Here is a 23926-nt window from a genome sequence, read left to right as displayed (position 1 = left end):
GCAGGTGTCGGCTCGGTGTGCCGTCACCACAGCACCGGCCGGGAGGGAGCACCCGTCCTCGGCGGCACGTCGGCCGCGGCAACCTCACCGTCACGACACCATGCGCACCACGTACGGTGTCATGCCGTCCCAGCGTACCGGCGAGATCTTCACGAACGATCCCGACTGCGGCGCCTCGAGCATCTGCCCGTTGCCGAGATACAGCGCGACGTGCTGGCTGGCGTTGGGCCCGTAGAAGATCATGTCGCCGCGTCTCATCTGCGCGGACGGGATCTGCGTGCCGGCCGTGTACTGGTAGCCGGTGTAGTGCGGCAGGGAGATACCGATGCCGGCGAAGGCGTAGACCATCAGGCCCGAGCAGTCGAAACCGATCTTGTTGTAGTCGCCGTGGACGTCGGCGACACCGCCGTCCCGGATGCCGCGGGTCGGGCCGTTCTCGTTGCCACCGCCCCACGCGTAGGGCACCCCGATCTGCGACATCGCGCGGTCGATCACGATCTCGATCGCAGCAGCGCCGGTGACCGTCGGACGCGTGCCCGTACGCGGCGTCGAGCCGGAGTTCGACGGCTGCGAACCCGTGCCCGAGGGGCCGTCCTCGTGGACCGGATCGCTCGGATCCGGATTGTCCGTGTCGCTGCCGCTGCCCGAGTCGTCGGAATCCTCCGTGCCGTCGTCGGTGCCGTAATCGGGGTCGTCGTACCCGGAGTCGTCACCCGATCCGTAGTCCGTGTCGTCGTCGGAGCTGTAATCGGGGTCACCGGAGCCGTAGTCGGGGTCGTACTCGGTGCCGCCGAGGCCGGTGCCGGGATCGGTGTCGTCGGGCACCGGTCCGCTACCGGACAGATCCGGATCGGTGGTGGTACCGCCGCCGGTCGTGCCGCTGCTCGTGTCGGGGGCGCTCTCCGAGTTCCGGGGCGTGTCCTCGATCTGGGTGTGCGGTCGCCGGCCGTTGGCGAGTTCCTCCGCGCGCGCCCGTGCCGCCTCGTCGGCCGCGACCCGCGCGGCCGCCTCCGCGGCGGCCGCCCGAGCGGCCTCGGCCGCAGCCGCTTCCGCGGCTTCCTCGGCGGCCTTGCGGCGTTCCCAGTCGAGATACTGCGCGCGCTGACCCTCGAGACCGGTGACCGTCGACCGCGCCTCGTCGAGCGCCGCCTGCGCGGTCGCGCGTTCCTGCTCGATGCGGGCCTTCTCCGCCGCCTGCTTCTCGAGGGCCTCCCGGGCGGTGACGATGGCGGCCTCGGCCTCGGCCTTGCGCTGCTCGGCGGCCTGCGCGGCGGCGTCGGCCTCGAGCTTGGCCGCGCGGGCCCGCGAATTGGAGTTGGCCTCGACCGTGCGGGCGCGCTGCAGGGCATCGAGCACCGCGGCGCGGCCCGTCGACAGCAGCCGCATGACCTGCGCGCGGTCGAGCAGGTCGTCGGGACCGTCCACGTCGAGGAAGGCTGCGAGCGACGCCGAGTTGGACCCGCGCATGTAGCTGTTACGGACGAACGCGTCGAAGTCCTTCTGAGCGAAGGCGATGTGGGCCGCGGCGTCCTCGAGTGCCCGGCGGGTGTCGGCGACGAAGCGTTCGGCGGCGTCGACGGCGTCGCGGGCGGCCTGCAGGTCGACGAGGGCGCGGTTGACGTCCTCGCGTTTGATCGCGACCTGCGCGTCGAGTTCGGACAGGCGCTGGTCGGCGTCGGCGATGCGGACGATCAGCTCGCCGACCCGGTCGACGTTCGCGGCGACCGCGGCGCCGGCCCGGTCGATCTCGGCGTCCGACGGATTCGGCGGCGGGGGCGGTGCGGCCCCGGCGGTCGTGGAGACCGTGAGCAGTACAGCGGTGACCAGACCGAGTCCTGCGAGGAGTCTGCCGGTGCGGCGACGGGGTGAGCGGCGGGCCGGGGGCGAACCGTTCGTCTCGTCGACCGTGGCCCTGGTCGTGACGGTGCCTTCCGGCACGGACCGTCGCGGAATCCCTCCGTGGATGCCGAACCGTCTCACTTCACGTCTCCCTCGGTCGTGCCTGGTGGCCGAGACATCCGGCCCGACACCCGAAGGAAGGCACGCAGCATCGACAGACAGCACCGCCCTACCGTGAGCACCTCACGGTTCACACGCTGCCTGTCCTGCACCGGCTGCGGGCAGCGTCCCCACGAGCCGGGTTGTGACACACCTTCCCCAAGAGTGTCATGAGCACCGTACGACATGGAGCGTGTATGTCGCACGACAGTCACGAATTTCGCGGGTCGGAGATACGACGGGCCACAACGAATGCACCGTTACGTCCGGTATGACGGGTTCGCTACTCGATTTCGACCTCACCGAACCCGGTCGTGACGGAGACGAGACGTCGGTGATGACGCAGACGGGACGTCGGCGACGACGACAGACGGGACGTCAGAGGGTCTTCGTCGGCGCCTGCGGAGGCTCGGCCCGGTGTTCCGAGGCCTGCTCGTGACGGGACCGGCGCACCTTCGCCCAGTAGGTGGCGCCGCCGACCAGGGCGACGAGCAGCACGAGCACCAGGGTGATCCCGGTCCACGGCGGGGAGGGTTCGAGCACCGAGTCGACGAAGTTGCGGGTGGAGACGACCGGGTCGCCGGTGTAGGTGCGGTCCTGGGCGGCCTCGAGGGTCACCCGGTCCAGACTGTCGCTGTAGGTACCCACCCAGCCGGGACTGAGCACGAGCACCGTGCCGCCGTCCTCGACACCCACCTCGGTCGCGAGATCGCGCAGCTGCGAGTCGACCCTCGGGTCCTCGTCGAGCACCACCACGCTGAGGTCGATGCCGTTGTCCCGGGCCCGCTGCACCTCGGCCACGAGCCGGTCCACGTACTCCGGGGGCGCTGCGACCTGGTCGTCGGCGAGGTCGACGAGAACCTTGTCGACGGACACCCCGGTGGGCAGATCCGTGTGCACAGGACCCGGTACTCGAAGCAGTGGCGCAGACATCTCTCTCCGGTGGTGCTGGGGCAGGAGCGGGCGTCCGCCGTCCCTGCCACCGCGGGTGGCCGGGACGGAGCGCGCGACACCCGTGCGGCACTGGGAACACTACGCGATCGGCCCGAGCAGGCGCCGCCGCGCACCACCGAGCAGGGACGATCCCGCGCGGCCGCGACACGGCGCGACATCCCCCGATCCGGTTCAATGCAGGACAAGCGTACTGTTAGAATCGAGTGCGAGACGCCACGACGATTGCATCCGGTCCACCGGTCCGGCAGATCACGTGTGCCTCGCTTCAGCCGTCGACACAGCCCCGTCGGCGGCGAGCCGAAACGACGAGTGGAGCTGACGTGAGCACCAGTATTGATTCGTTCGGCGCCAAGGGAACGTTGCAGGTCGGAGACAACTCCTACGAGATCTTCCGCCTGTCGGCCGTCCCCGGCACCGAGAAACTTCCTTACTCTTTGAAGGTCCTGGCCGAGAATCTGCTGCGCACCGAGGACGGTGCCAACATCACGGCCGATCACATCCGCGCCATCGCGAACTGGGACGCCTCGGCCGAGCCGAGCATCGAGATCCAGTTCACGCCCGCCCGCGTGATCATGCAGGACTTCACGGGCGTGCCCTGTGTCGTCGACCTCGCCACCATGCGTGAGGCCGTCACGACCCTCGGCGGCGACCCGAACAAGGTCAACCCGCTCTCCCCCGCCGACATGGTCATCGACCACTCGGTCATCCTCGACTACTTCGGCCGCGCCGACGCCCTCGAGCGCAACGTCGACCTCGAGTACGAGCGCAACGGCGAGCGCTACCAGTTCCTGCGCTGGGGCCAGACCGCCTTCGACGACTTCCGCGTCGTCCCGCCGGGCATGGGCATCGTCCACCAGGTCAACATCGAGTACCTGGCCCCGACCGTCATGGTCCGCAACGGCCAGGCCTACCCCGACACCTGCGTCGGCACCGACTCGCACACCACCATGGTCAACGGCCTGGGCGTGCTCGGCTGGGGCGTCGGCGGCATCGAGGCCGAGGCCGCCATGCTCGGCCAGCCGGTCTCCATGCTCATCCCGCGCGTGGTCGGCTTCAAGCTCACCGGTGAGATCCAGCCGGGCGTGACCGCCACCGACGTCGTGCTCACCGTCACCGACATGCTCCGCAAGCACGGTGTCGTCGGCAAGTTCGTCGAGTTCTACGGCGCCGGTGTGGCCGAGGTCCCCCTCGCCAACCGCGCCACCCTCGGCAACATGAGCCCCGAGTTCGGTTCCACCGCCGCGATCTTCCCGATCGACGGCGAGACCATCAACTACCTGCGCCTGACCGGCCGCAGCGACGAGCAGCTCGCTCTCGTCGAGGCGTACGCCAAGGAGCAGGGCCTGTGGCACGACCCGAGCCGCGAGCCCGAGTTCTCCGAGTACCTCGAGCTGGACCTGTCGACGGTCGTCCCGTCGATCGCCGGCCCGAAGCGCCCGCAGGACCGCATCCTGCTGTCCGAGTCGAAGGTCGCCTTCCGCAAGGACATCCACAACTACGTCGAGGAGAACCTCCCGGCCGAGCACACCAAGCTCGACGAGGCCGTCGAGGAGAGCTTCCCGGCCTCCGATCCGGCCGTCCTGTCCTTCGCGGACGACGGAGCCGTCGACGTGCAGTCGGCCGCCAACGGCGCCCACGGCCGTCCGTCGAAGCCGGTCAAGGTCGTCTCCGAGGACCGCGGCGAGTTCATCCTCGACCACGGCGCCGTCGTGGTCGCGGGTATCACCTCCTGCACCAACACCTCGAACCCGTCGGTCATGCTCGGTGCCGCCCTCCTCGCCCGCAACGCGGTCGAGAAGGGCCTGTCCACCAAGCCGTGGGTCAAGACCAACATGGCGCCCGGCTCGCAGGTCGTCAACGACTACTACGAGAAGGCCGGCCTGTGGCCGTACCTCGAGAAGCTCGGCTTCTACCTCGGCGGTTTCGGTTGCACCACCTGCATCGGTAACACCGGCCCGCTGCCGGAGGAGATCTCCAAGGCCATCAACGACAACGACCTCTCGGTCACCGCGGTGCTCTCGGGCAACCGCAACTTCGAGGGCCGCATCTCGCCCGACGTGAAGATGAACTACCTGGCCTCGCCGCCGTTGGTCATCGCCTACGCGCTCGCGGGCACGATGGACTTCGACTTCGAGACCGACCCGCTGGGCAAGGACAAGGACGGCAACGACGTCTTCCTGAAGGACATCTGGCCCTCCGCCCAGGAGATCGACGACACCATCAAGTCGGCGATCAGCCAGGACATGTTCCGCAAGTCCTACGCCGATGTCTTCAAGGGCGACGAGCGCTGGCAGAACCTCGAGACCCCCGAGGGCGACACCTTCGCGTGGGACGAGAACTCGACGTACGTCCGCAAGGCCCCGTACTTCGACGGCATGCCGCTGGATCCGGAGCCCGTCTCCGATATCAAGGGCGCCCGCGTCCTCGCGCTGCTCGGTGACTCGGTCACCACGGACCACATCAGCCCCGCCGGTCCGATCAAGCCGGGCACCCCGGCCGCGCAGTACCTCGACTCCCACGGTGTCGAGCGCAAGGACTACAACTCGCTGGGTTCGCGTCGCGGCAACCACGAGGTGATGGTCCGCGGCACCTTCGCGAACATCCGTCTGCAGAACCAGCTGCTCGACGGTGTCTCGGGTGGCTACACCCGCGACTTCACGCAGGAAGGCGCTCCGCAGGCGTTCATCTACGACGCTTCGCAGAACTACCAGAAGGCCGGCATCCCGCTGGTCGTGCTCGGCGGCAAGGAGTACGGCTCCGGTTCGTCGCGTGACTGGGCCGCCAAGGGCACCCGCCTGCTCGGCGTGAAGGCCGTCATCACCGAGTCGTTCGAGCGCATCCACCGCTCGAACCTCATCGGCATGGGCGTCATCCCGCTGCAGTTCCCGGCGGGCGAGTCGGCCAAGTCGCTCGGCCTGACGGGCACCGAGGTCTTCGACATCGAGGGCATCGAGAAGCTCAACGAGGGCGTCACGCCGAAGACCGTCAAGGTCACCGCCACCAAGGAGAACGGCGAGAAGGTCGTCTTCGACGCCGTCGTCCGCATCGACACCCCCGGTGAGGCGGACTACTACCGCAACGGCGGCATCCTGCAGTACGTGCTGCGGAACATGATCCGCGGCTGAGTGCACTGCGCGTGACCCCAGTGGTCACATCTGTGTGAAGGCGGCGGGCCCGGGGCGAGACTCGTCTCGGGCCCGCCGTCTCCCCTGAGCGGAAAGGATGTGGCTCGTGCCCAAGGTCAGTGAGGACCATCTCGCCGCACGGCGCAGGCAGATCCTCGACGGTGCCCGTCGCTGCTTCGCCGAATACGGCTACGACGGCGCGACCGTACGGCTGATCGAGGAGGCCACGGGCCTGTCCCGCGGCGCGATCTTCCACCACTTCAAGGACAAGGACGGCCTGTTCCTCGCGCTCGCGCAGGAGGACGCCAAGCGGATGGCCGACGTCGCCGCCAACGAGGGCCTCGTGCAGGTCATGCGCGACATGCTGTCCTCCCCCGACCAGTTCGACTGGCTCGGCACCCGCCTCGAGATCACCCGCCGTCTGCGCACCGACCCCGAGTTCGCGAAGGCGTGGACCCAGCACTCCGTCGAACTCACCGAGGCCACCGTGGGCCGCCTCGAACGGCAGCGCGAAGCCGGGCGGCTGCGCGAGGACGTGCCCACCGAGGTGCTGCTGGCCTATCTCGATCTCGTACTCGACGGGCTCATCGCCCGTCTCGCCTCCGGGCACACCGATCGGAACCTGGAGGCGGTGCTGGACCTCGTCGAGGAATCGGTGCGGCGCCCCGATCGGCCGTCCGACGCCGACCGGCCCACCGGCTAGATCACCGGCGCAGAGTTCACCCCTGGGCGTCGCCGGCCGTGGCGCGGCGACGGTTCGGGCCTCCCCGGCCACGCAGCTGCACCCGGGACTCCACCAGGACGTTGTGCACGAAGCCGTAGGACCGTCCGGTCTCCTTCGCCAGGGTGCGGATGCTCGCGCCCTCCTCGTAGCGGCGCTTCAACTCCTCCTGCAGACGGTCCCGCGATTCGCCGGTGACCCGAGCTCCCTTCGCGTAGGTCGTGCCTTCACGTGCCTGTCCACGTTCGGAATTCCGCGCCATCGGATCCTCCCTGCACCTCGCCAAAGGTCCCGTCCCCAGGCTAGAGGAACCGCAGGCCCGCGCGGTGCGGATCGGATCAGGCGAGCTGGATGAGTTCCAGGTACTCCTGCGACCAGTGGTCCTCGGTTCCGTCCGGCAGCAGGATCACGCGCTCCGGGTCGAGGGCCTCGGCGGCACCCGGATCGTGGGTGACCAGCACGACGGCGCCCTCGTAGCTGCGCAGCGCGTCGAGCACCTGCTCGCGCGAGACCGGGTCGAGGTTGTTCGTCGGCTCGTCGAGCAGCAGCACGTTCGCCGCCGACGACACCAGGCCCGCGAGCGCCAGACGCGTCTTCTCACCGCCGGACAGCGTCCCGGCAAGCTGATCGAGCTGCGGACCGGTGAACATGAATGCGCCGAGCAGCCCACGCAGGTCCTGCTCCCCCGCGTCCGGGGCGGCGTGCCGGATGTTCTCCCACACGGTCGCCGAGTCGTCGATGGTGTCGTGCTCCTGCGCAAAGTAACCGATCTTCAGGCCGTGCCCGGGCACGAGCTCACCCAGGTCGGGCTTCTCCACTCCGGCGAGCAGGCGCAGCAGTGTAGTCTTGCCGGCACCGTTGAGGCCGAGCACGACCACGCGGCTGCCACGGTCGATGGCGAGGTCGACGCCGGTGAAGATCTCCAGCGAGCCGTAGACCTTCGTCAGTTCCTTCGCCATCAGCGGCGTCTTGCCGCAGGGAGCAGGCGTCGGGAACCGGATCTTGGCGACCTTGTCCGCGACCCGCACCTCGTCGAGATCCGAGAGCAGCTTCTCGGCGCGCTTGGCCATGTTCTGCGCGGCCGTCGCCTTCGTGGCCTTGGCACCGAGCTTGGCGGCCTGCTTCTGCAGCGCGGCGGCCTTCTTCTCGGCGTTGGCGCGCTCGCGGCGACGACGGGCCTCGTCGGTGGCGCGGGCGTCGAGGTACTTCTGCCAACCCATGTTGTAGACGTCGGCCTCGCCGCGCACGGCGTCGAGGAACCACACCTTGTTCACGACGTCGGCCAGCAGGTCCACATCGTGGCTGATCACGATCAGGCCGCCGTCGTGGTTCTTCAGGAAGCCGCGCAGCCACGAGATCGAGTCGGCGTCGAGGTGGTTGGTGGGCTCGTCGAGCAGCAGGGTGGTGTCGGACTTGCCGCCGGAGCCGTCCGAAGCGGCGAACAGGATGCGCGCGAGTTCGACACGACGGCGCTGACCGCCGGAGAGGGTCCGCAGCGGCTGCCCGAGCACCCGGTCGGGCAGTCCGAGGCTGTGGCAGATGCGGGACGCCTCGGACTCGGCGACGTAACCACCGAGCGTCGAGAAACGCTCCTCGAGCGACCCGAACTTGCGCACCGCACGGTCGCGGATCTTCTCGTCCACGGCCTCGGCCATGATGGCCTGCTGCTTCTCCATGCTGCGGAGGATCTCGTCGAGACCGCGGGCCGAGAGCACCCGGTCCTTGGCGAGGACGTCGAGGTTGCCTTCCTTCGGGTCCTGCGGGAGGTAACCGATCTCGCCGGACCGGATCACGGTGCCCGCGTACGGCTCACCCTCACCGGCGAGGATGCGCAGCGTGGTGGTCTTGCCGGCGCCGTTGCGTCCCACGAGGCCGATCCGGTCCCCCGCCTGCACTCGCAGCGCCGAGCCCGGCGCGCTGAGCAACGTCCGCACGCCGGCGCGGACTTCGAGGTCGGTAGCGGTGATCACGCGGGGGACTCCTAGAAGGATCGGAAAGTTCTCGGACGGGTGTCAGGATGCCGGATCGCCGGGCACACGAACCACTGATTTTACCGTGGCGCCGCTCGTTTCCGGAGGTGAGATGCGCTACCCACCCCGCCGCCTCCACAGGAACCGCCGGACCCGGCCTGCGTCGCCCTACCGGCCCCCGGCCTAGGCTGACGCCGTGACGGACTCCCCACCCACCGACCTGCTGGTGGCCGGTCTCGGCCCCGCCGGCCGCTCCCTCGCCTCCCGGGCCACGGCCGCCGGACTGACGGTCACCGCCGTCGACGCGCGCCCGGACCGGGGATGGACCGCCACCTACGCCGCGTGGGCGGACGAGCTGCCCGCCTGGCTACCCGCGGAGGCCGTCGCCACCCACACGCAGGCCCCCGCCGCGTGGACGCGGCGGCTGCACGTCGTCGACCGGCCCTATCGGGTGCTCGACACCGTCGCGCTGCAACAGTGTCTGCGTCTCGACGGGGCGCGGGTGGTGGCGGCCCGGGTGCGCGACGTCGGCGCCGACGGGGTGGTGCTCGACGACGGGCGGCGGTTGCGGGCCCGGTACGTCGTCGACGCGCGGGGGGTGCCCGCCGAGCCGCACCGCGCCCAGCAGACCGCCTTCGGGGTGATCGTCGACGACGCGGTCGCCGCTCCCGCGCTGGAGGGCCGGCAGGCCTGGTTCATGGACTGGCGGCGCGACAACGGGACCGCTCCGGGCGACGTGCCGTCGTTCCTGTACGCGGTGCCGGTCGGCGGCGGGCGCACGATCCTGGAGGAGACCTGCCTGGTGGGGCGGCCGGCGCTCGGCCTCCCCGAACTCGAGCGCCGGCTGCGGGTCCGGCTCGCAGCGCGCGGGGTGGACGTGCACGGGGGTGCGCGCACCGAACGGGTGCGCTTCGCCGTCGAGGGCGGGCCGGTCGCCGAAGGGGTCCTGGGGGTCGGTGCCCGTGGCGGCCTCATGCACCCCGCCACCGGATACGCGGTGGCCACGGCGCTGGCGACGGCCGACGCGGTGGTCGACGCGATGTGCCGGGGTACCGACCCCCGGAAGGTGCTGTGGCCGGCACGCAGCCGCGCGGTGGCGGGTCTGCGGCGGCTGGGACTGCGAGTGCTGCTGAACCTCGACGCAGACGCTGCGACGGAGTTCTTCGAGGCGTTCTTCGCGTTGCCGGTCGACCGGCAACGCGCCTACCTGTCGGGCCGCGAGGACGCCGCGGGGGTGGCCGCGACGATGTGGCAGCTGTTCCGGGAGCTGCCGTCCTCGCAGCGCCGCACGATCCTGCGGTCGCTGCGCTGAGCTGGACGTGACGAAGGTCTCGTCCAGTGCGGGGTGAGTTTCGCGGGTTTCCAGCGGGTGCCCCGGGCGTCGATCATGATGGACACATGCGGTCGATCTGGAAAGGCTCCCTCGCGTTCGGCCTGGTCAACGTACCTGTGAAGGTGTACTCGGCCACCGAGTCCCACGACATCACGTTCCACCAGGTGCACGCGAAGGACGGTGGGCGGATCAAGTACCAGCGCGTGTGCAGCGAGTGCGGTGAGGTGGTCCCCTACCAGGAGATCGACAAGGCGTACGACTCCGAGGACGGCGAGCGGGTGGTGCTCACCGACGAGGACTTCGAAAAGTTGCCGGTCGCGGAGAAGCACGAGATCCCGGTGCTGCAGTTCGTGCCGACCGAGCAGATCGACCCGATCCTGTTCGAGAAGTCCTACTATCTCGAACCCGACTCGTCGTCGCCGAAGGCCTACGGGCTGCTCGCCGCGACACTCGAGCAGAGCGACCGCACCGCCCTGGTGCACTTCACGTTGCGGCAGCGTACCCGGCTGGCGGCGCTGCGCACCCAGGACGGTCTGCTCATCCTGCAGACACTCCTGTGGCCCGACGAGGTGCGGGCGGCGGAGTTCGATTCGCTGGACGACATCGAGAAGCCGAAGCAGCGCGAGCTGGCGATGGCCGAGACCCTCGTCGAATCGATGTCCGGTGACTTCGATCCGACCGAATACGTCGACGAGTACCAGGTCGAGTTGCGCACGCTGATCGACGAGGCAATCGCGCGGGGCGACAACGTCTTCCAGGTGTCGGAACCCGAGCACGAGGAGGAGGACGCCGAGGTGCTCGACCTCGTCGCCGCTCTGAAGCAGAGTCTGGAACAGGCCGGCAGCGACAAGCGGCCGTCCGGTTCGGCGGCGAAGAAGAGCACCGGGAAGACCGCGGCGAAGAAGAGCACCGCCGGGAAGACCGCGGCGAAGAAGAACACGGCCGGGAAGACCACGGCCGCGAAGAAGACTCCTGCGAAGAAGGCGGCTGCCAAGAAGACCACCGCCAAGAAGACCACCGCGAAGAAGAGCACTGCCGAGAAGGGCCCCGCGAAGAAGAGCTCGGGCGAACGCAAAGGCGCCTGACCCACCCGCCCGGAGGTCGGGATGGGGTCAGGCGCCGAGGCCCGAAGGGTGGTGCCGGTCAGACGGTGAAACCGAGCGCGCGCAGCTGCTCGCGACCGTCGTCGGTGATCTTGTCGGGGCCCCACGGCGGCATCCACACCCAGTTGATGCGCAGTTCGTCGCACAGGCCGCTGCGCACGAGCGCACCCTTGGCCTGCTCCTCGATGACGTCGGTGAGCGGGCACGCGGCCGAGGTGAGGGTCATGTCCACCGTGACGGCCTCGTCGGTCTCGGAGATGCCGTAGACGAGACCGAGGTCGACGACGTTGATGCCGAGCTCGGGGTCGACGACGTCGCGCAGGGCCTCCTCGAGTTCGTCGAGACGGCCGGGATCCATCGGCGGGGCGGTGTCCGCGACAAGGGCCGAGGCCTCCTCCGCTCCCCCGTCCGCCGGCGGATTCTGGTCGGTGTTCACGGTGCCCGGGGCGGGTTCGGTCATCAGTTCTGTCCTCCGCTCGAAACGGTTTCGGGGGCGTCCGGCGCACCGGAGCCCGTGGCGTCCACGGTCTGCGCGACCGCGTCCTTGAACGCCATCCAGCCCAGCAGCGCGCACTTCACGCGCGCCGGGTACTTCGCCACACCCGCGAACGCGATGCCGTCGCCGATCACGTCCTCGTCGCCCTCGACGGTGCCGCGGCTGCTCACCATCTCGACGAAGCTCTCGACGATCTTCAGTGCGTCCCCGAGGGAGGTACCGATCACCTGATCGGTGAGCACCGACGTGGAGGCCTGGCTGATCGAGCAGCCCTGACCGTCGTAGGACACGTCGGCCACGGTGTCGCCGTCCAGGTGCACCCGCAGGGTCACCTCGTCGCCGCAGGTGGGGTTGACGTGGTGCACCTCCGCACCGAACGGTTCACGCAGGCCACGGTGGTGCGGGTGCTTGTAGTGGTCCAGGATGACCTCCTGGTACATCTGCTCCATCCGCATCGCTCACGCCTCCCCGAAGAACTTCTGGGCACGGCGGATCGCCGCGCCGAGTGCCTGCACCTCGTCGAGCGTGTTGTACACGGCGAACGAGGCGCGGGCCGTCGCCGCCACCCCGAACCGGCGGTGCAGCGGCCACGCGCAGTGGTGACCGACGCGGATCTCGACACCCTCGTCGTCGAGGATCTGCCCGAGATCGTGGGCATGGATCCCGTCGACCACGAACGACACGGCGCCGCCGCGACGTTCGGCGGTGGTCGGGCCGATGATCCGCACCCCCTCGATACCGCCGAGTTCGGCGAGGGCGGCGGCGGTGAGCTCGTGCTCGTGCGCGGCCACCGCGTCCATGCCGATCTCCTGCAGGTAGCGCACCGCGGCGCCGAGGCCGACGGCCTGCGACGACATGGGCGAACCGGCCTCGAACCGCTGCGGCGGTGCCGCGAAGGTGGTCGCCTCCATCGTGACGGTCTCGATCATCGAGCCGCCCGTGATGAACGGCGGCACCTCGGCGAGCAGGTCGCGGCGGCCGTAGAGCACACCGACGCCGGACGGACCGAACATCTTGTGCCCGGAGAACGCCGCGAAGTCCACACCGAGGGCCCGGAAGTCGACGGCCATGTGCGGCACCGACTGACAGGCGTCGAGCACGACGAGCGCACCGACCTCCTTCGCGCGCCGGACGATCTCCTCGACCGGCGCGACCGCACCGGTCACGTTGGACTGGTGCGTGAACGCGACGACCTTCACCGCATCGGTGAGGGTCAGCGAGTCCAGGTCGATGCGACCGTCGTCGGTGACCCCGTACCAGCGCAGGGTCGCGCCGGTGCGCCGGGCGAGTTCCTGCCACGGCACGAGATTCGCGTGGTGCTCGAGTTCGGTGATGACGATCTCGTCGCCGGGGCCGAGCCGGTACGGGAACCGGTCGTCGGCGAACGCGTACGCGACGAGGTTGAGCGACTCGGTGGCGTTCTTGGTGAACACCACCTCGTCGGGATCGACCCCGACGAAGGCGGCGACGACGGCGCGGGCGTCCTCGTAGGCGTCGGTCGCTTCCTCGGACAACGCGTGGGCACCGCGGTGCACCGCCGCATTGCAGGACTCGAGGAACGCGCGTTCGGCGTCGAGCACCTGCACGGGGCGTTGCGAGGTGGCCCCCGAGTCCAGATAGACGAGGGGTTTGTCGTCACGCACCGTGCGCGCGAGGATCGGGAAGTCCGCCCGGATCCGGGCGACGTCGAGGGTCCGCACCGGCACCGTCATTCGCTCACGCTCCTTGCGTTGCAGCCTGGGTGAAACGCACGTAGCCGTTGGTCTCGAGCTCGTCGGCCAGCTCCGGTCCGCCGGACTCGACGACGCGGCCGCCGACGAAGACGTGCACGAACTGCGGCTTGATGTAGCGCAGGATGCGGGTGTAGTGGGTGATGAGCAGCACGCCGCCGTGCTCGCGCTCCTGATAGCGGTTCACGCCCTCGGAGACGACGCGCAGGGCGTCGACGTCCAGGCCGGAGTCGGTCTCGTCGAGGATGGCGATCTTCGGCTTGAGCAGGCCGAGCTGCAGGATCTCGTGGCGCTTCTTCTCGCCGCCGGAGAAGCCCTCGTTGACGCTGCGTTCGCCGAAGGCCGGATCGATGTCCAGCTCGGACATCGCCTCCTTGACCTCCTTCACCCAGTGGCGCAGCTTGGGGGCCTCGCCGCGCACGGCGGTCGCGGCGGTGCGCAGGAAGTTCGACATCGACACGCCGGGCACCTCGACCGGGTACTGCATGGCGAGGAACAGGCCGGCGCGGGCACGCTCGTCGACGCTCATCTCGAGCACGTCCTCACCGTTGAGGGTGATGCTGCCCGAGGTCACCTCGTACTTGGGGTGACCGGCGATGGCGTACGACAGGGTGGACTTGCCGGAACCGTTGGGGCCCATGATGGCGTGGGTCTCGCCGGAGCGGACCGTGAGGTTCACGCCCTTGAGGATGTCGATCGGCTCGGCGCTCTCGTCGGTCTGGGCGACGCGGACGTGCAGATCCTTGATCTCGAGGACGTTCGAAGGTGTGGACATCGAAATGCGTTTCCTTAGTGGAGAAGTATCGGGACTAGGGTGCATCGGCGCTCGTGCCGGCACGCAGGGTGACGGTCAGGCGCCGACGGCTTCCAGCTCGGCCTCGATGGCCGCCTCGAGCCGCTCGCGGATCTCGGGGACCGTGATGCGCTCGAGCAGCTCGTGGAAGAAGCCCCGGACGACGAGACGCCGCGCCTCCTCCTCGGGGATGCCGCGCGCACGCAGGTAGAACAGCTGCTCGTCGTCGAAACGTCCGGTCGCGGAGGCGTGTCCGGCGCCGACGATCTCGCCCGTCTCGATCTCGAGGTTGGGCACCGAGTCGGCGCGGGCGCCGTCGGTGAGCACGAGATTGCGGTTGAGCTCGAAGGTGTCGGTGCCCTCGGCCTCGGCGCGGATGAGCACGTCGCCGATCCACACGGTGTGCGCGTCGGGCTTGCCGGAGGCCGGATCACCCTGCAGCGCACCCTTGTACACGACGTTCGACTTGCAGTTCGGCTGCGAGTGGTCGACGAGCAGGCGCTGCTCGAGGTGCTGGCCGGCGTCGGCGAAGTACAGGCCGAGCAGCTCGGCGTCGCCGCCGGGGCCGTCGTACTTGGTGGTGGCCGACACGCGCACCAGGTCGCCGCCGAGCGCGACGGTGAAGTGACGCAGCACCGCGTCGCGGCCGAGGCGGGCGTGGTGCGCCGCGACGTGCACGGCGTCCTCGGCCCAGTCCTGCACTGCGACGACCTTCAGATGCGCGCTGTCGCCGACGACGAACTCGATGTTCTCGGCGTAGGTGCCGCTGCCGCGCTGGTCGATCACGAGGGTCAGGTTCGCGAACGCCTCGAGGCGGATCTGCAGGTGGCCGAAGGCGGTCTCGCCCTCACCGGGGCCGGTGATCGTCAAGACGACGGGGTCGGCGACCTCGACTTCACGGCCGACGGTGACGACGGTCGCGGTCTCGAAGGACGAGTAGGCCTGTGCCGCGACACGGTCGAACGGCACACCGCCCCGGCCGAGGCGCGGGTCGTCGCGGCCGACGGTCTCGACGGTCACGCCGTCGACCTCGGTGACCTCGACGGTCGTGGTGCCGGTCGCGGTGGCCGTGCCGTCGTGCAGACCGCGGAGGCGGCGCAGCGGGGTGAACCGCCACACCTCGTCGCGACCCGACGGGATCTCGAAGGCGTTCACGTCGAAGGACGTGAAGACCTCACCCTTGTTGATTGCCGGCTTGCCGGCGGTGTTGACGGCCGGCACCCGGTTCTCGGCACGCACGGCATCCTGCACGCCCGTCGCGGTAGCCGGCGTGTTCTTCGCTTCCGCAGTCATTTAGCCGACTGCCCCTTCCATCTGCAGTTCGATCAGGCGGTTGAGTTCGAGGGCGTACTCCATCGGCAGTTCCTTGGCGATGGGCTCGACGAATCCACGCACCACCATCGCCATGGCCTCGTCCTCGTCGAGACCGCGGCTCATGAGGTAGAACAGCTGGTCGTCGCTCACCTTCGAGACGGTCGCCTCGTGACCCATCGTCACGTCGTCCTCGCGGATGTCGACGTACGGGTAGGTGTCGGAACGGCTGATCTGGTCGACGAGCAGCGCGTCGCACTTGACCGTCGACTTCGAGCCGTGAGCGCCCTTGTTGACCTGCACGAGGCCGCGGTAGGAGGCACGTCCACCACCGCGCGCCACCGACTTCGACACGATGGTCGAGGAGGTGTGCGGAGCCAGGTGCAGCATCTTCGCGCCGGTGTCCTGGTGCTGGCCCTCGCCGGCGAAGGCGACCGAGAGCACCTCACCGCGAGCGTGCTCGCCCATCATCCACACGGCCGGGTACTTCATCGTCACCTTGGAACCGATGTTGCCGTCGATCCATTCCATCGAGCCGCCGGCCTCGACCTTGGTGCGCTTGGTCACCAGGTTGTAGACGTTGTTCGACCAGTTCTGGATGGTCGTGTAGCGGCAGTGGCCGCCCTTCTTGACGATGATCTCGACGACCGCGGAGTGCAGCGAGTCGGACTTGTAGATCGGGGCGGTGCAGCCCTCGACGTAGTGCACGGAGGCGCCCTCGTCGACGATGATCAGGGTGCGCTCGAACTGCCCCATGTTCTCCGTGTTGATGCGGAAGTAGGCCTGCAGCGGGATGTCGACGTGCACACCCGGCGGGACGTAGATGAACGAGCCACCCGACCACACCGCGGTGTTGAGCGCGGAGAACTTGTTGTCGCCGGCGGGGATGACCGTGCCGAAGTACTCCTTGAACAGCTCGGGGTGCTCACGCAGACCCGAGTCGGTGTCGAGGAAGATCACGCCCTGGCTCTCGAGGTCCTCGCGGATCTGGTGGTAGACCACCTCGGACTCGTACTGGGCGGCGACACCGGCGATGAGCCGCTGCTTCTCGGCCTCCGGGATACCCAGCTTGTCGTAGGTGTTCTTGATGTCCTCGGGGAGCTCGTCCCAGCTCGCGGCCTGCTTCTCCGTCGAGCGCACGAAGTACTTGATGTTGTCGAAGTCGATCCCGTCGAGGTTCGAACCCCACACCGGCATCGGCTTCTTGTCGAAGGTGCGCAGCGCCTTGAGGCGGATGTCGAGCATCCACTCGGGCTCGTTCTTCTTCGCGGAGATGTCCCGCACGACCTCCTCGGACAGGCCGCGCTGCGCGGTGGCACCTGCGGTGTCCGGGTCCGCCCAGCCGTATTCGTAGTGGCCGAGAGAATCGATCGTCTCTTCCTGAGTCAGCGGGGTGCCGCCGGACGTCTGATCCGATGCGACGGTCATGCGAGCTCCTTCCGGAGTCTTGTGGTGAGCGGTGCGGGCTGTGCACCGTCGGTGAACTGGGGGTCTCGGGGGCGGCGGGGTCGCGCCGGCGGGGATGTCACGGAGGCGGCTCCCGTTGCGGGACACCCGGCGGCGGCAGCACCGGTACGTGGGTGGTGCAGAAGGCGTCACCGTTGGCGATGGTGGCCAGCCGCTGCACGTGGGTGCCGAGGATGCGCACGAAGGCCTCCTGCTCCGCCTCGCACAGCTCGGGGAACTGTTCGGCGACGTGCGAGACCGGGCAGTGGTGCTGGCAGATCTGCACGCCGGTGCCGACCCGGCGGGCGGAGGCCGCGAAACCCGAGGCGGTGAACGCCGCGGCGATCTCCTCGGCCATCGACTCGATGTCCTCGGCATCGCCCTCGGTGCCGGGTTCGGCGGGCTGGACACCACTGAGGATCGACTCGACGCGGCGGCGGGCGAAGTCCTCGATCGCGGCGTCGCCGCCGAGTTCGCGCAGGTGCCGCATCGCGGCGGTGGCGAGGTCGTCGTAGGAGTGTCCGAGGCGGGCGCGCCCGACCGCGGTGAGCTGGAAGCGGCGGGCGGGGCGGCCGCGGCCGCGGCCCTGGCGGCGCGGCGGGGCGGCGGCCTGGGCCTCACCGGCCTCGATGAGGGCGTCGAGGTGGCGGCGCACACCGGCGGCGCTCAGACCGAGGCGTTCGCCGATCTCGGGGGCCGTGATGGGTCCTTCTTCGAGGAGCAGCTGCACGACGGCCGCGCGGGTCTGACCCTCGTGGCTCTCGCGTCCCGCGGCGACCGTGGCTGCCGGACGTCCGCCCAGGACCCGCGACGACGCCCCGACAGGCGCGTGACCTGTGCGTTCGGCGCTCTCAGCGGATGCGGGCGGGTATTTCACAACACCAGTGTGACGGAATTCGGGGACCGGGTCCACCAAGGGTGCCCTTCCTTACACCGGCTCCGGCGGTGTCGAGGAACCCACCGGGCACCCCGTTACGCTGCTGTCGTGTCGTCGACTCCCCCACTCGCCGCGCCGCTCACGGACGGCCCCGCACCGGACCGCACCGGTGTGGGCGGACGCCTCCTCGGCTGGGGCCGCCGCATCCTCGGGCTCGACGCGCCGGGCGCCGGCGCGGACGTCACCACCGTGCTGCACGGCGACGAGGTCGAGGGACGCGGGCTCGACGCGACCGAGACCAGCTATCTGCACCGCATCCGGCTGCTCGGCGCCACCGGCACCGTCCTCATGGCCGTCGGCGCGCTCGGCGCGGGCGCACAACCGGTGCTGCAGAACCCCGTGCAGGGCGTGCGCGGCCTGGGTCTGGCGGCCCGGATGCCCAGCGCGTCGCTGACCCTGGCGATGACCGGCACGGCGCTGGTGATCCTGTCCTGGCTGCTGCTCGGCCGCTTCGCGATCGGCCGGCGCGACGAGGACGGCGCACCCCGGCGCCTGTCACGCTCCCAGCTCGACCGCACCCTGCTGCTGTGGATCGTCCCGCTCGTCGTGGCACCGCCGATGTTCAGCAAGGACGTCTACTCGTATCTCGCGCAGAGCGAGATCGCCGCGCGCGGCCTGGACCCCTACGCGATCGGGCCCGCCGGGGCGCTGGGGGTGGACCACGTCCTGACCCGCACGGTGCCCAACATCTGGCGCGACACCCCCGCCCCCTACGGACCGGCCTTCCTGTGGATCGGCGAGAAGATCACCCATCTGACCGGGGAGAACATCGTCGCGGGCATCTTCGTGCACCGTCTGCTGGCGCTGGTGGGTGTCGCGCTGATCGTGTGGGCACTGCCCCGCCTGGCCCGCCGGTGCGGCGTCGCCTCGGTGAGCGCGCTGTGGCTCGGCGCCGCCAACCCGCTGCTGCTGTTCCACCTCGTCGCCGGCATCCACAACGAGGCGCTGATGCTCGGCCTCATGCTCGCCGGTGTCGAGCTCGCGTTGCGCGGGGTGTACGTCGCCGAGTCGACGACACGGCTGCAGGTCGCCGGGTGGCTCGCGGCGGGCACGGCCCTGATCGCGCTGTCGTCGATGGTGAAGGTGCCCTCCCTGCTCGCCCTCGGTTTCGTCGGCATGGCCCTGGCCCGGCGCTGGGGCGGCACGCTCCGCGCGGTGCTCGCCGCCGCCGCCGTCCTGGCCGTCGGAGCGGGTGTGGTGATCGTGCTCGTGAGCTGGGGCAGCGGCCTGGGGCTGGGCTGGACGAAGACCCTCGGCACCGCGACCGAGGTGCGCAGCTGGATGTCGATCCCCACCCTGCTGGGCATGGGCACCGGGCTGGGCGGAGTGCTGCTCGGCCTGGGCGACCACACCACCGCCGTGTTGTCGATCACCCGGCCCATCGCGGCGTTCGTGGCCGCGGTGGTGACGGTGCGGATGCTGCTGGCCGTGCTCACCGGCCGGATCCATCCGGTCGGGGCCCTCGGTGTCTCCCTCGGCGCGATCGTGCTGCTGTTCCCGGTCGTGCAGCCCTGGTACCTGTTGTGGGCGGTGATCCCGCTGGCCGCGTGGGCGACCCGGCCGGTCTTCCGCATCCCCACCATCGCCTTCTCGTCGGTGGTCGGGATGATCCTCATGCCGAACGGCGGCGAGTACCAGCCGTTCGTGATCGTCCAGGCGTCGATCGTGACGATCGTGGTGGTCGGGCTGCTCATCGTGGCGACGCGCTCGCGGCTGCCGTGGCGGTTGCAGGAGCGCACACCACCGCGTCCGGCGGAAACCACGGGCGCCTAGGCTGGAACCCCGTGATCCCGAGTTCTCCCTCCGGTGCGGCACCGGCCGTGCGTCTGGACGGCGTCGTCAAGACCTACGGGGGCGTCACCGCAGTCGCCGGTCTCGACCTGACCGTCGAACGTGCGCAGGTGCTCGCCCTCCTCGGTCCCAACGGCGCCGGTAAGACCACCACCGTCGAAATGTGTGAGGGATTCGTCACCCCCGACGCGGGCACCGTCCGCGTCCTGGGTCTCGATCCCGTCGCCGACTCCGATGCCCTGCGCCCCCGGATCGGCGTGATGCTGCAGGGCGGTGGCGCCTATCCCGGTTCGCGCGCCGGGGAGATGCTCGACCTGGTGGCGGCCTATTCCGCCGACCCCCTCGACCCGGAGTGGCTGCTGCAGCGCCTCGGCCTCACCGAAGCCCGGCGCACCCCCTACCGGCGGTTGTCCGGCGGCCAGCAGCAGCGTCTCGCGCTCGCGTGCGCGCTGGTGGGGCGCCCCGAACTCGTCTTCCTCGACGAACCCACCGCCGGTCTCGACGCGCAGGCGCGTCTGCTGGTGTGGGAGCTGATCGACGCGTTGCGGCGCGACGGGGTGAGCGTGCTGCTCACCACCCACCTGATGGACGAGGCCGAGGAACTGGCCGACGAGATCGTCATCATCGACCACGGCCGGGTCGTCGCGGCGGGCACTCCCGAAGAGGTCACCCGCAGCGGCGCCGAGGGCCAGCTGTGGCTGTCCGCCCCCGCCGGGCTGGACGTCACCGGCCTGCAGTCGACGCTCGCGGGCACACATCGCGTGCGCGAGGATCATCCCGGTCGCTATCTCGTCGAGGGCACGATCGACCCGTCGGTCGTGGCCGCCGCCGCGACCTGGTGCGCGGATCAGGGAGCACTGGCCACCGAGATCCGGGTGGACCAGCGCAGCCTCGAGGACGTCTTCCTCGAGCTCACGGGCCGGGAGTTGAGAGGGTGAGCGTGACCCACGATCGTCTGGCGAACAACAGGTTCGCGGAGGGGACATTCGTCCCGCGTCCGAAGCCTAACTCGCCGTCGAAGATGCTGGCGGCCCAGACCGTCATGGAACTGAAGCTGCTGCTGCGCAACGGCGAGCAGCTGCTGCTGACCATGCTCATCCCCGTGACCCTGCTCATCGGGCTCACCCTCCTGCCGATCGGCGACCTCGGCGACGACCGCGTCGGTCGGGTGCTGCCGGCCGTGATGATGGTCGCCGTGATGTCGACGGCCTTCACCGGCCAGGCCATCGCCGTCGGTTTCGACCGGCGCTACGGGGCGCTCAAGCGGATCGGCGCGACCGCCCTGCCGAAGTGGGGCATCATCGCCGGCAAGAGCGCCGCGGTGGGCATCGTCGTGGTGCTGCAGTCGGTGCTGCTCGGCGGGATCGGGGTGACGCTGGGCTGGCGTCCCACCCTGCTCGGGCTGGCGATCGGCGCGGTCGTGATCGCGCTGGGCACCGTGATGTTCGCGACCCTCGGCCTGCTGCTCGGCGGGACACTGCGCGCGGAGATCGTGCTGGCCCTGGCGAACATCGTGTGGTTCGTGCTGCTCGGCATCGGCAGTGTCGTGGTGATGGGCGACGGGGTGCCCGAGACCGTCGAGCATCTGGTGCGGCTGGTGCCGTCCGGGGCGCTGACCCTCGCGCTCGAGAGCGCGGTCGCCGGGACGGTGGACTGGCTGTCGATGGTGCTGCTCGTGGTGTGGGCGGCGCTCGGCGGGGCCGCTGCGGCACGCTGGTTCCGGTTCACCTGAGCCGGCGCCGGGAGAGCTGCGATTCGGCCCAACTACGGTGTGTAGTGGTTCACGCCGTACCATCGGATCCGTGCTGTATCGCGGCTACCTGAGCCTTGTCGACCGTCTTCCGCTGCCGTCTCTGCGGACGCAGAAGATCATCGCGTTCCTCACGATCCTCACCCAGGGCGGCATCGCCGTCACCGGCTCGGTGGTGCGCGTGACCGCCTCCGGGCTCGGCTGCCCGACCTGGCCGCAGTGCTTCCCCGGCTCCCTCGTCCCGGTGGGCGTGTCCAGCGGGGTGAACACGCTGCACCAGGTCGTCGAGTTCGGCAACCGGCTGCTGACCTTCGTCGTGGTCGCCGCCGCGGCCGCGATCGTGCTGGCCGTCACCCGCGCCCGCCGCCGCAAGGAGGTCGTCGCCTGGGCCTGGGTCATGCCCGCCGGCACCGTGCTGCAGGCGATCATCGGCGGTATAACCGTCCTCGCCGGACTCGCCTGGTGGACCGTCGCGATCCACCTGCTCGCGTCCATGCTCATGGTGTGGCTCGCCGTGGTGCTCTACGCGAAGGTGAGCGAACCCGACGACGGCGTGGTCGTCCAGGTGCTGCCGCGGCCGCTGCGGTGGCTGACCGTCCTGTCCGGTGTGGCACTGTCCGTGGTGCTCGTGCTCGGCACGATGGTCACCGGCGCCGGGCCCCACGCCGGCGACAAGAGCGCCGAGGACCCGGTTCCCCGCCTCGACCTCGACATCACCAACCTCGTGCACCTGCACGCCGAGGCCCTCGTCGGCTACCTGGCTCTGCTCATCGGGCTCACCTTCGCCGTCTACGCCGTGCACGCCCCCCGCGCCGTCACGCTGCGCCTGAAGGTCGTGCTCGCGCTGGTCGTGGTGCAGGCCGGCATCGGTCTCGTGCAGTTCTGGACCGACGTGCCCGCGGTGCTGGTGATCATGCACGTCGCCGGTGCGGGCCTGTGCACGGCGGCGACCTCCGCGGTGTGGGCCGCCGGCCGGGTGCGCACCACCGAGCCCGCCCCGGAACCCGTCGCCGCCTAGGCCACTCCGGTCCGCCCTCGATACGGTTCGGGCCCGTCCACGATCGTGGACGGGCCCGAGATGTCGGTGAGGTGCGTCGTCAGCGCTCGTTGCGTGCCTTGGGGAACTTGGTCTGCCGCGCGACCCAGCCGGCCATCCTGGCCCAGTGACCCTTCTGCGGGGTCGCGATGCTGGTGACCTCGCGGTCCCACTCCGAGACCGTCACGTCGGGGATCTGCTCGACGACGGCACGCGCCGTCGGGAGGTCCTTGGCGACGCGATCGCCGAGGGTGCCGTCGGCCGCGACCACGGTGATCCGGACACCCGACAGACCGATCGGCTGCAGGACGGCCTTGCCGGATCCGCCGTGCTCGGCAACGAAGCTGCGGATGGACGAGACGATGTCGGCCGGTGCGGCCACGACCTGTGTTTCGACGCTCATGCCTGCAGAATACTGTGAACGCCATGCACGCAATCGAAGTGGCACAGCACGGAGGCCCCGAAGTCCTCGTTCCCGTCGAACGACCCGACCCCACGCCCGGCCCGGGCGAACTGCTGGTCCGCACCGACGCGATCGGCGTCAACTTCATCGACACCTACTTCCGCACCGGCCTCTACGGGACGGAACTGCCCTACATCCCCGGCTCGGAGGGCACCGGCACGGTCGTCGCCGTCGGCGAGGGTGTGCGCGGAACCGCGGTCGGTGACCGGGTGTCGTGGTGCAACGCACCCGGCTCGTACGCCGAACTGGTCCGTGTCCCCGAGGACGTCGCGGTGCCGGTTCCCGACTCGGTGCCCGCCGACCAGGCCGCCTCGGTCCTGTTGCAGGGCATGACGGCCCACTACCTGCTCAACTCCGTGTACGCGGCGCAACCCGGCGAAACGGTGCTCGTCCACGCCGGTGCCGGCGGGGTGGGGCTGATCCTCACGCAGCTCGCCGTCGCGAAGGGCGTGCGGGTGATCACCACCGTCTCGTCCGACGAGAAGGAAGCCCTCTCCCGCGAGGCCGGTGCCTGGCAGGTGCTGCGCTACGGCGACGACCTCGCCGGGAAGGTGCGCGAACTCACCGGCGGAGAGGGTGTGGCCGCAGCCTACGACGGGGTCGGTGCCGCGACCTTCGAGGCGTCGCTGGCGTCGGTGCGGGTGCGGGGCACCATCGCCCTGTTCGGCGCGGCCAGCGGCCCGGTGCCGCCCTTCGACCTGCAGCGACTGAATCCGGCGGGCTCGCTGTTCGTCACCCGCCCGACCCTCGTCCACTACACGCGCGATCGCGAGGAGCTGCTGTGGCGGGCCGGTGACGTGCTCGCGGCGCTCGCCGACGGCTCGCTGACGATCCGTGTGGGGGCGAGCTACCCCCTGGCCGAGGCCGCCCGCGCCCACGCCGATCTCGAGGGACGCCGGACCACCGGATCGATCGTCCTGCTCCCGTGATCTCCTGACCGGATACGACGATGCCCCGGCCGGACGGCCG

The 23926-nt window shown here is 70.0% G+C and carries 21 protein-coding genes; 9 read left to right on the top strand and 12 right to left on the bottom strand.

Going from position 1 to position 23926, the window contains the following annotated elements; all coding sequences use genetic code 11:
• Positions 1 to 90: 90 nt before the first annotated feature.
• Together OED52_RS09925 and OED52_RS09920 are read right to left on the bottom strand one after the other, a co-directional pair.
• On the bottom strand, positions 91 to 1938 hold the full coding sequence (locus OED52_RS09925) for an NlpC/P60 family protein (RefSeq protein WP_264154454.1): 1848 nt from the start codon (positions 1936 to 1938) through the stop codon (positions 91 to 93).
• Between the two features lie 438 nt (positions 1939 to 2376).
• Positions 2377 to 2931, bottom strand: a complete 555-nt coding sequence (locus OED52_RS09920; RefSeq protein ID WP_264154453.1) for an Rv1476 family membrane protein — start codon at positions 2929 to 2931, stop codon at positions 2377 to 2379.
• A gap of 341 nt (positions 2932 to 3272) precedes the next feature.
• Between OED52_RS09920 and acnA the strand changes: the two genes are divergently transcribed.
• Positions 3273 to 6077: an aconitate hydratase AcnA gene (acnA, locus tag OED52_RS09915; protein WP_264154452.1), complete on the top strand. Its 2805-nt coding sequence runs from the start codon at positions 3273 to 3275 to the stop codon at positions 6075 to 6077.
• 106 nt (positions 6078 to 6183) lie between these two features.
• Positions 6184 to 6780, top strand: coding sequence for a TetR/AcrR family transcriptional regulator (locus tag OED52_RS09910; RefSeq protein ID WP_264154451.1), 597 nt, complete (start codon positions 6184 to 6186; stop codon positions 6778 to 6780).
• Between the two features lie 16 nt (positions 6781 to 6796).
• Here the strand turns inward: OED52_RS09910 and OED52_RS09905 are convergent, their stop codons facing one another.
• Both OED52_RS09905 and OED52_RS09900 read right to left on the bottom strand, forming a co-directional pair.
• Positions 6797 to 7060 (bottom strand): helix-turn-helix domain-containing protein, encoded by a 264-nt coding sequence (locus OED52_RS09905; protein WP_264154450.1) that lies wholly within the window; start codon positions 7058 to 7060, stop codon positions 6797 to 6799.
• A 76-nt stretch (positions 7061 to 7136) separates the two neighbouring features.
• A complete protein-coding gene (locus OED52_RS09900) occupies positions 7137 to 8768 on the bottom strand; it encodes an ABC-F family ATP-binding cassette domain-containing protein (protein ID WP_264154449.1) in 1632 nt (543 codons plus the stop codon).
• 196 nt (positions 8769 to 8964) lie between these two features.
• Here OED52_RS09900 and OED52_RS09895 point away from each other — a divergent pair, with 196 nt between their 5' ends.
• Together OED52_RS09895 and ku are read left to right on the top strand one after the other, a co-directional pair.
• Complete coding sequence (locus tag OED52_RS09895) at positions 8965 to 10080, top strand: lycopene cyclase family protein (RefSeq protein WP_264154448.1); 1116 nt, start codon at positions 8965 to 8967, stop codon at positions 10078 to 10080.
• Positions 10081 to 10166: 86 nt separating this feature from the next.
• Positions 10167 to 11186 carry a non-homologous end joining protein Ku gene (ku, locus tag OED52_RS09890; RefSeq protein ID WP_264154447.1) on the top strand — a complete coding sequence of 340 codons (1020 nt, stop codon included), beginning with the start codon at positions 10167 to 10169 and terminating at the stop codon, positions 11184 to 11186.
• A 58-nt stretch (positions 11187 to 11244) separates the two neighbouring features.
• Here the strand turns inward: ku and OED52_RS09885 are convergent, their stop codons facing one another.
• The 7 genes from OED52_RS09885 to OED52_RS09855 all read right to left on the bottom strand — a co-directional run bounded on the left by OED52_RS09885 (position 11245) and on the right by OED52_RS09855 (position 17857).
• Positions 11245 to 11664: a metal-sulfur cluster assembly factor gene (locus OED52_RS09885; RefSeq protein WP_264154446.1), complete on the bottom strand. Its 420-nt coding sequence runs from the start codon at positions 11662 to 11664 to the stop codon at positions 11245 to 11247.
• Entirely contained in the window at positions 11664 to 12155 is a 492-nt protein-coding gene (sufU, locus tag OED52_RS09880) for a Fe-S cluster assembly sulfur transfer protein SufU (RefSeq protein WP_264154445.1), read from the bottom strand. The genes OED52_RS09885 and sufU overlap by 1 nt, the downstream gene beginning before the upstream one ends.
• Before the next feature lie 3 nt (positions 12156 to 12158).
• A complete protein-coding gene (locus OED52_RS09875; protein ID WP_264154444.1) occupies positions 12159 to 13412 on the bottom strand; it encodes a cysteine desulfurase in 1254 nt (417 codons plus the stop codon).
• Positions 13413 to 13416: 4 nt separating this feature from the next.
• Positions 13417 to 14205, bottom strand: a complete 789-nt coding sequence (gene sufC, locus OED52_RS09870; protein ID WP_264154443.1) for a Fe-S cluster assembly ATPase SufC — start codon at positions 14203 to 14205, stop codon at positions 13417 to 13419.
• Between the two features lie 75 nt (positions 14206 to 14280).
• Positions 14281 to 15516: a Fe-S cluster assembly protein SufD gene (gene sufD, locus OED52_RS09865; protein ID WP_264154442.1), complete on the bottom strand. Its 1236-nt coding sequence runs from the start codon at positions 15514 to 15516 to the stop codon at positions 14281 to 14283.
• Positions 15517 to 16962, bottom strand: coding sequence for a Fe-S cluster assembly protein SufB (gene sufB, locus OED52_RS09860; protein WP_264154441.1), 1446 nt, complete (start codon positions 16960 to 16962; stop codon positions 15517 to 15519).
• 97 nt (positions 16963 to 17059) lie between these two features.
• Complete coding sequence (locus OED52_RS09855; RefSeq protein ID WP_413247737.1) at positions 17060 to 17857, bottom strand: helix-turn-helix transcriptional regulator; 798 nt, start codon at positions 17855 to 17857, stop codon at positions 17060 to 17062.
• A gap of 171 nt (positions 17858 to 18028) precedes the next feature.
• Here OED52_RS09855 and mptB point away from each other — a divergent pair, with 171 nt between their 5' ends.
• The 4 genes from mptB to OED52_RS09835 all read left to right on the top strand — a co-directional run bounded on the left by mptB (position 18029) and on the right by OED52_RS09835 (position 22476).
• Positions 18029 to 19690, top strand: a complete 1662-nt coding sequence (gene mptB / locus OED52_RS09850; RefSeq protein ID WP_413247758.1) for a polyprenol phosphomannose-dependent alpha 1,6 mannosyltransferase MptB — start codon at positions 18029 to 18031, stop codon at positions 19688 to 19690.
• A gap of 11 nt (positions 19691 to 19701) precedes the next feature.
• The gene (locus OED52_RS09845) at positions 19702 to 20646 is read left to right on the top strand and encodes an ABC transporter ATP-binding protein (RefSeq protein ID WP_264154440.1); all 945 of its coding nucleotides are present in this window, start codon (positions 19702 to 19704) and stop codon (positions 20644 to 20646) included.
• On the top strand, positions 20643 to 21440 hold the full coding sequence (locus tag OED52_RS09840; RefSeq protein WP_264154439.1) for an ABC transporter permease: 798 nt from the start codon (positions 20643 to 20645) through the stop codon (positions 21438 to 21440). Before OED52_RS09845 ends, OED52_RS09840 begins: the two co-directional genes overlap by 4 nt.
• Before the next feature lie 70 nt (positions 21441 to 21510).
• On the top strand, positions 21511 to 22476 hold the full coding sequence (locus tag OED52_RS09835; protein ID WP_264154438.1) for a COX15/CtaA family protein: 966 nt from the start codon (positions 21511 to 21513) through the stop codon (positions 22474 to 22476).
• 79 nt (positions 22477 to 22555) lie between these two features.
• Here OED52_RS09835 and OED52_RS09830 read toward each other — a convergent pair whose 3' ends face one another.
• Entirely contained in the window at positions 22556 to 22897 is a 342-nt protein-coding gene (locus tag OED52_RS09830) for a hypothetical protein (protein WP_264154437.1), read from the bottom strand.
• Positions 22898 to 22920: 23 nt separating this feature from the next.
• Here OED52_RS09830 and OED52_RS09825 point away from each other — a divergent pair, with 23 nt between their 5' ends.
• Positions 22921 to 23886 (top strand): quinone oxidoreductase family protein, encoded by a 966-nt coding sequence (locus OED52_RS09825; protein ID WP_264154436.1) that lies wholly within the window; start codon positions 22921 to 22923, stop codon positions 23884 to 23886.
• Positions 23887 to 23926: the final 40 nt, after the last annotated feature.

Origin of the sequence: Rhodococcus sp. Z13 (assembly GCF_025837095.1) — a bacterium.
Classification (GTDB): Bacteria; Actinomycetota; Actinomycetes; order Mycobacteriales; family Mycobacteriaceae; genus Rhodococcus; species Rhodococcus sacchari.
The sequence above is the reverse complement of the archived record's forward strand: the minus strand, read 5'-3'. Positions and strand labels throughout refer to the sequence as shown.

Bases quoted from the DNA above. Each gene is read 5' to 3' on its own strand.
- OED52_RS09825 (WP_264154436.1), top strand. From the start codon at position 22,921: ATGCACGCAATCGAAGTGGCACAGCACGGAGGCCCCGAAGTCCTCGTT.
- OED52_RS09885 (WP_264154446.1), bottom strand. From the start codon at position 11,664: ATGACCGAACCCGCCCCGGGCACCGTGAACACCGACCAGAATCCGCCG.
- OED52_RS09905 (WP_264154450.1), bottom strand. From the start codon at position 7,060: ATGGCGCGGAATTCCGAACGTGGACAGGCACGTGAAGGCACGACCTAC.
- sufB (WP_264154441.1), bottom strand. From the start codon at position 16,962: ATGACCGTCGCATCGGATCAGACGTCCGGCGGCACCCCGCTGACTCAG.
- ku (WP_264154447.1), top strand. From the start codon at position 10,167: ATGCGGTCGATCTGGAAAGGCTCCCTCGCGTTCGGCCTGGTCAACGTA.
- OED52_RS09830 (WP_264154437.1), bottom strand. From the start codon at position 22,897: ATGAGCGTCGAAACACAGGTCGTGGCCGCACCGGCCGACATCGTCTCG.
- OED52_RS09920 (WP_264154453.1), bottom strand. From the start codon at position 2,931: ATGTCTGCGCCACTGCTTCGAGTACCGGGTCCTGTGCACACGGATCTG.
- sufC (WP_264154443.1), bottom strand. From the start codon at position 14,205: ATGTCCACACCTTCGAACGTCCTCGAGATCAAGGATCTGCACGTCCGC.
- sufD (WP_264154442.1), bottom strand. From the start codon at position 15,516: ATGACTGCGGAAGCGAAGAACACGCCGGCTACCGCGACGGGCGTGCAG.
- sufU (WP_264154445.1), bottom strand. From the start codon at position 12,155: ATGCGGATGGAGCAGATGTACCAGGAGGTCATCCTGGACCACTACAAG.
- OED52_RS09875 (WP_264154444.1), bottom strand. From the start codon at position 13,412: ATGACGGTGCCGGTGCGGACCCTCGACGTCGCCCGGATCCGGGCGGAC.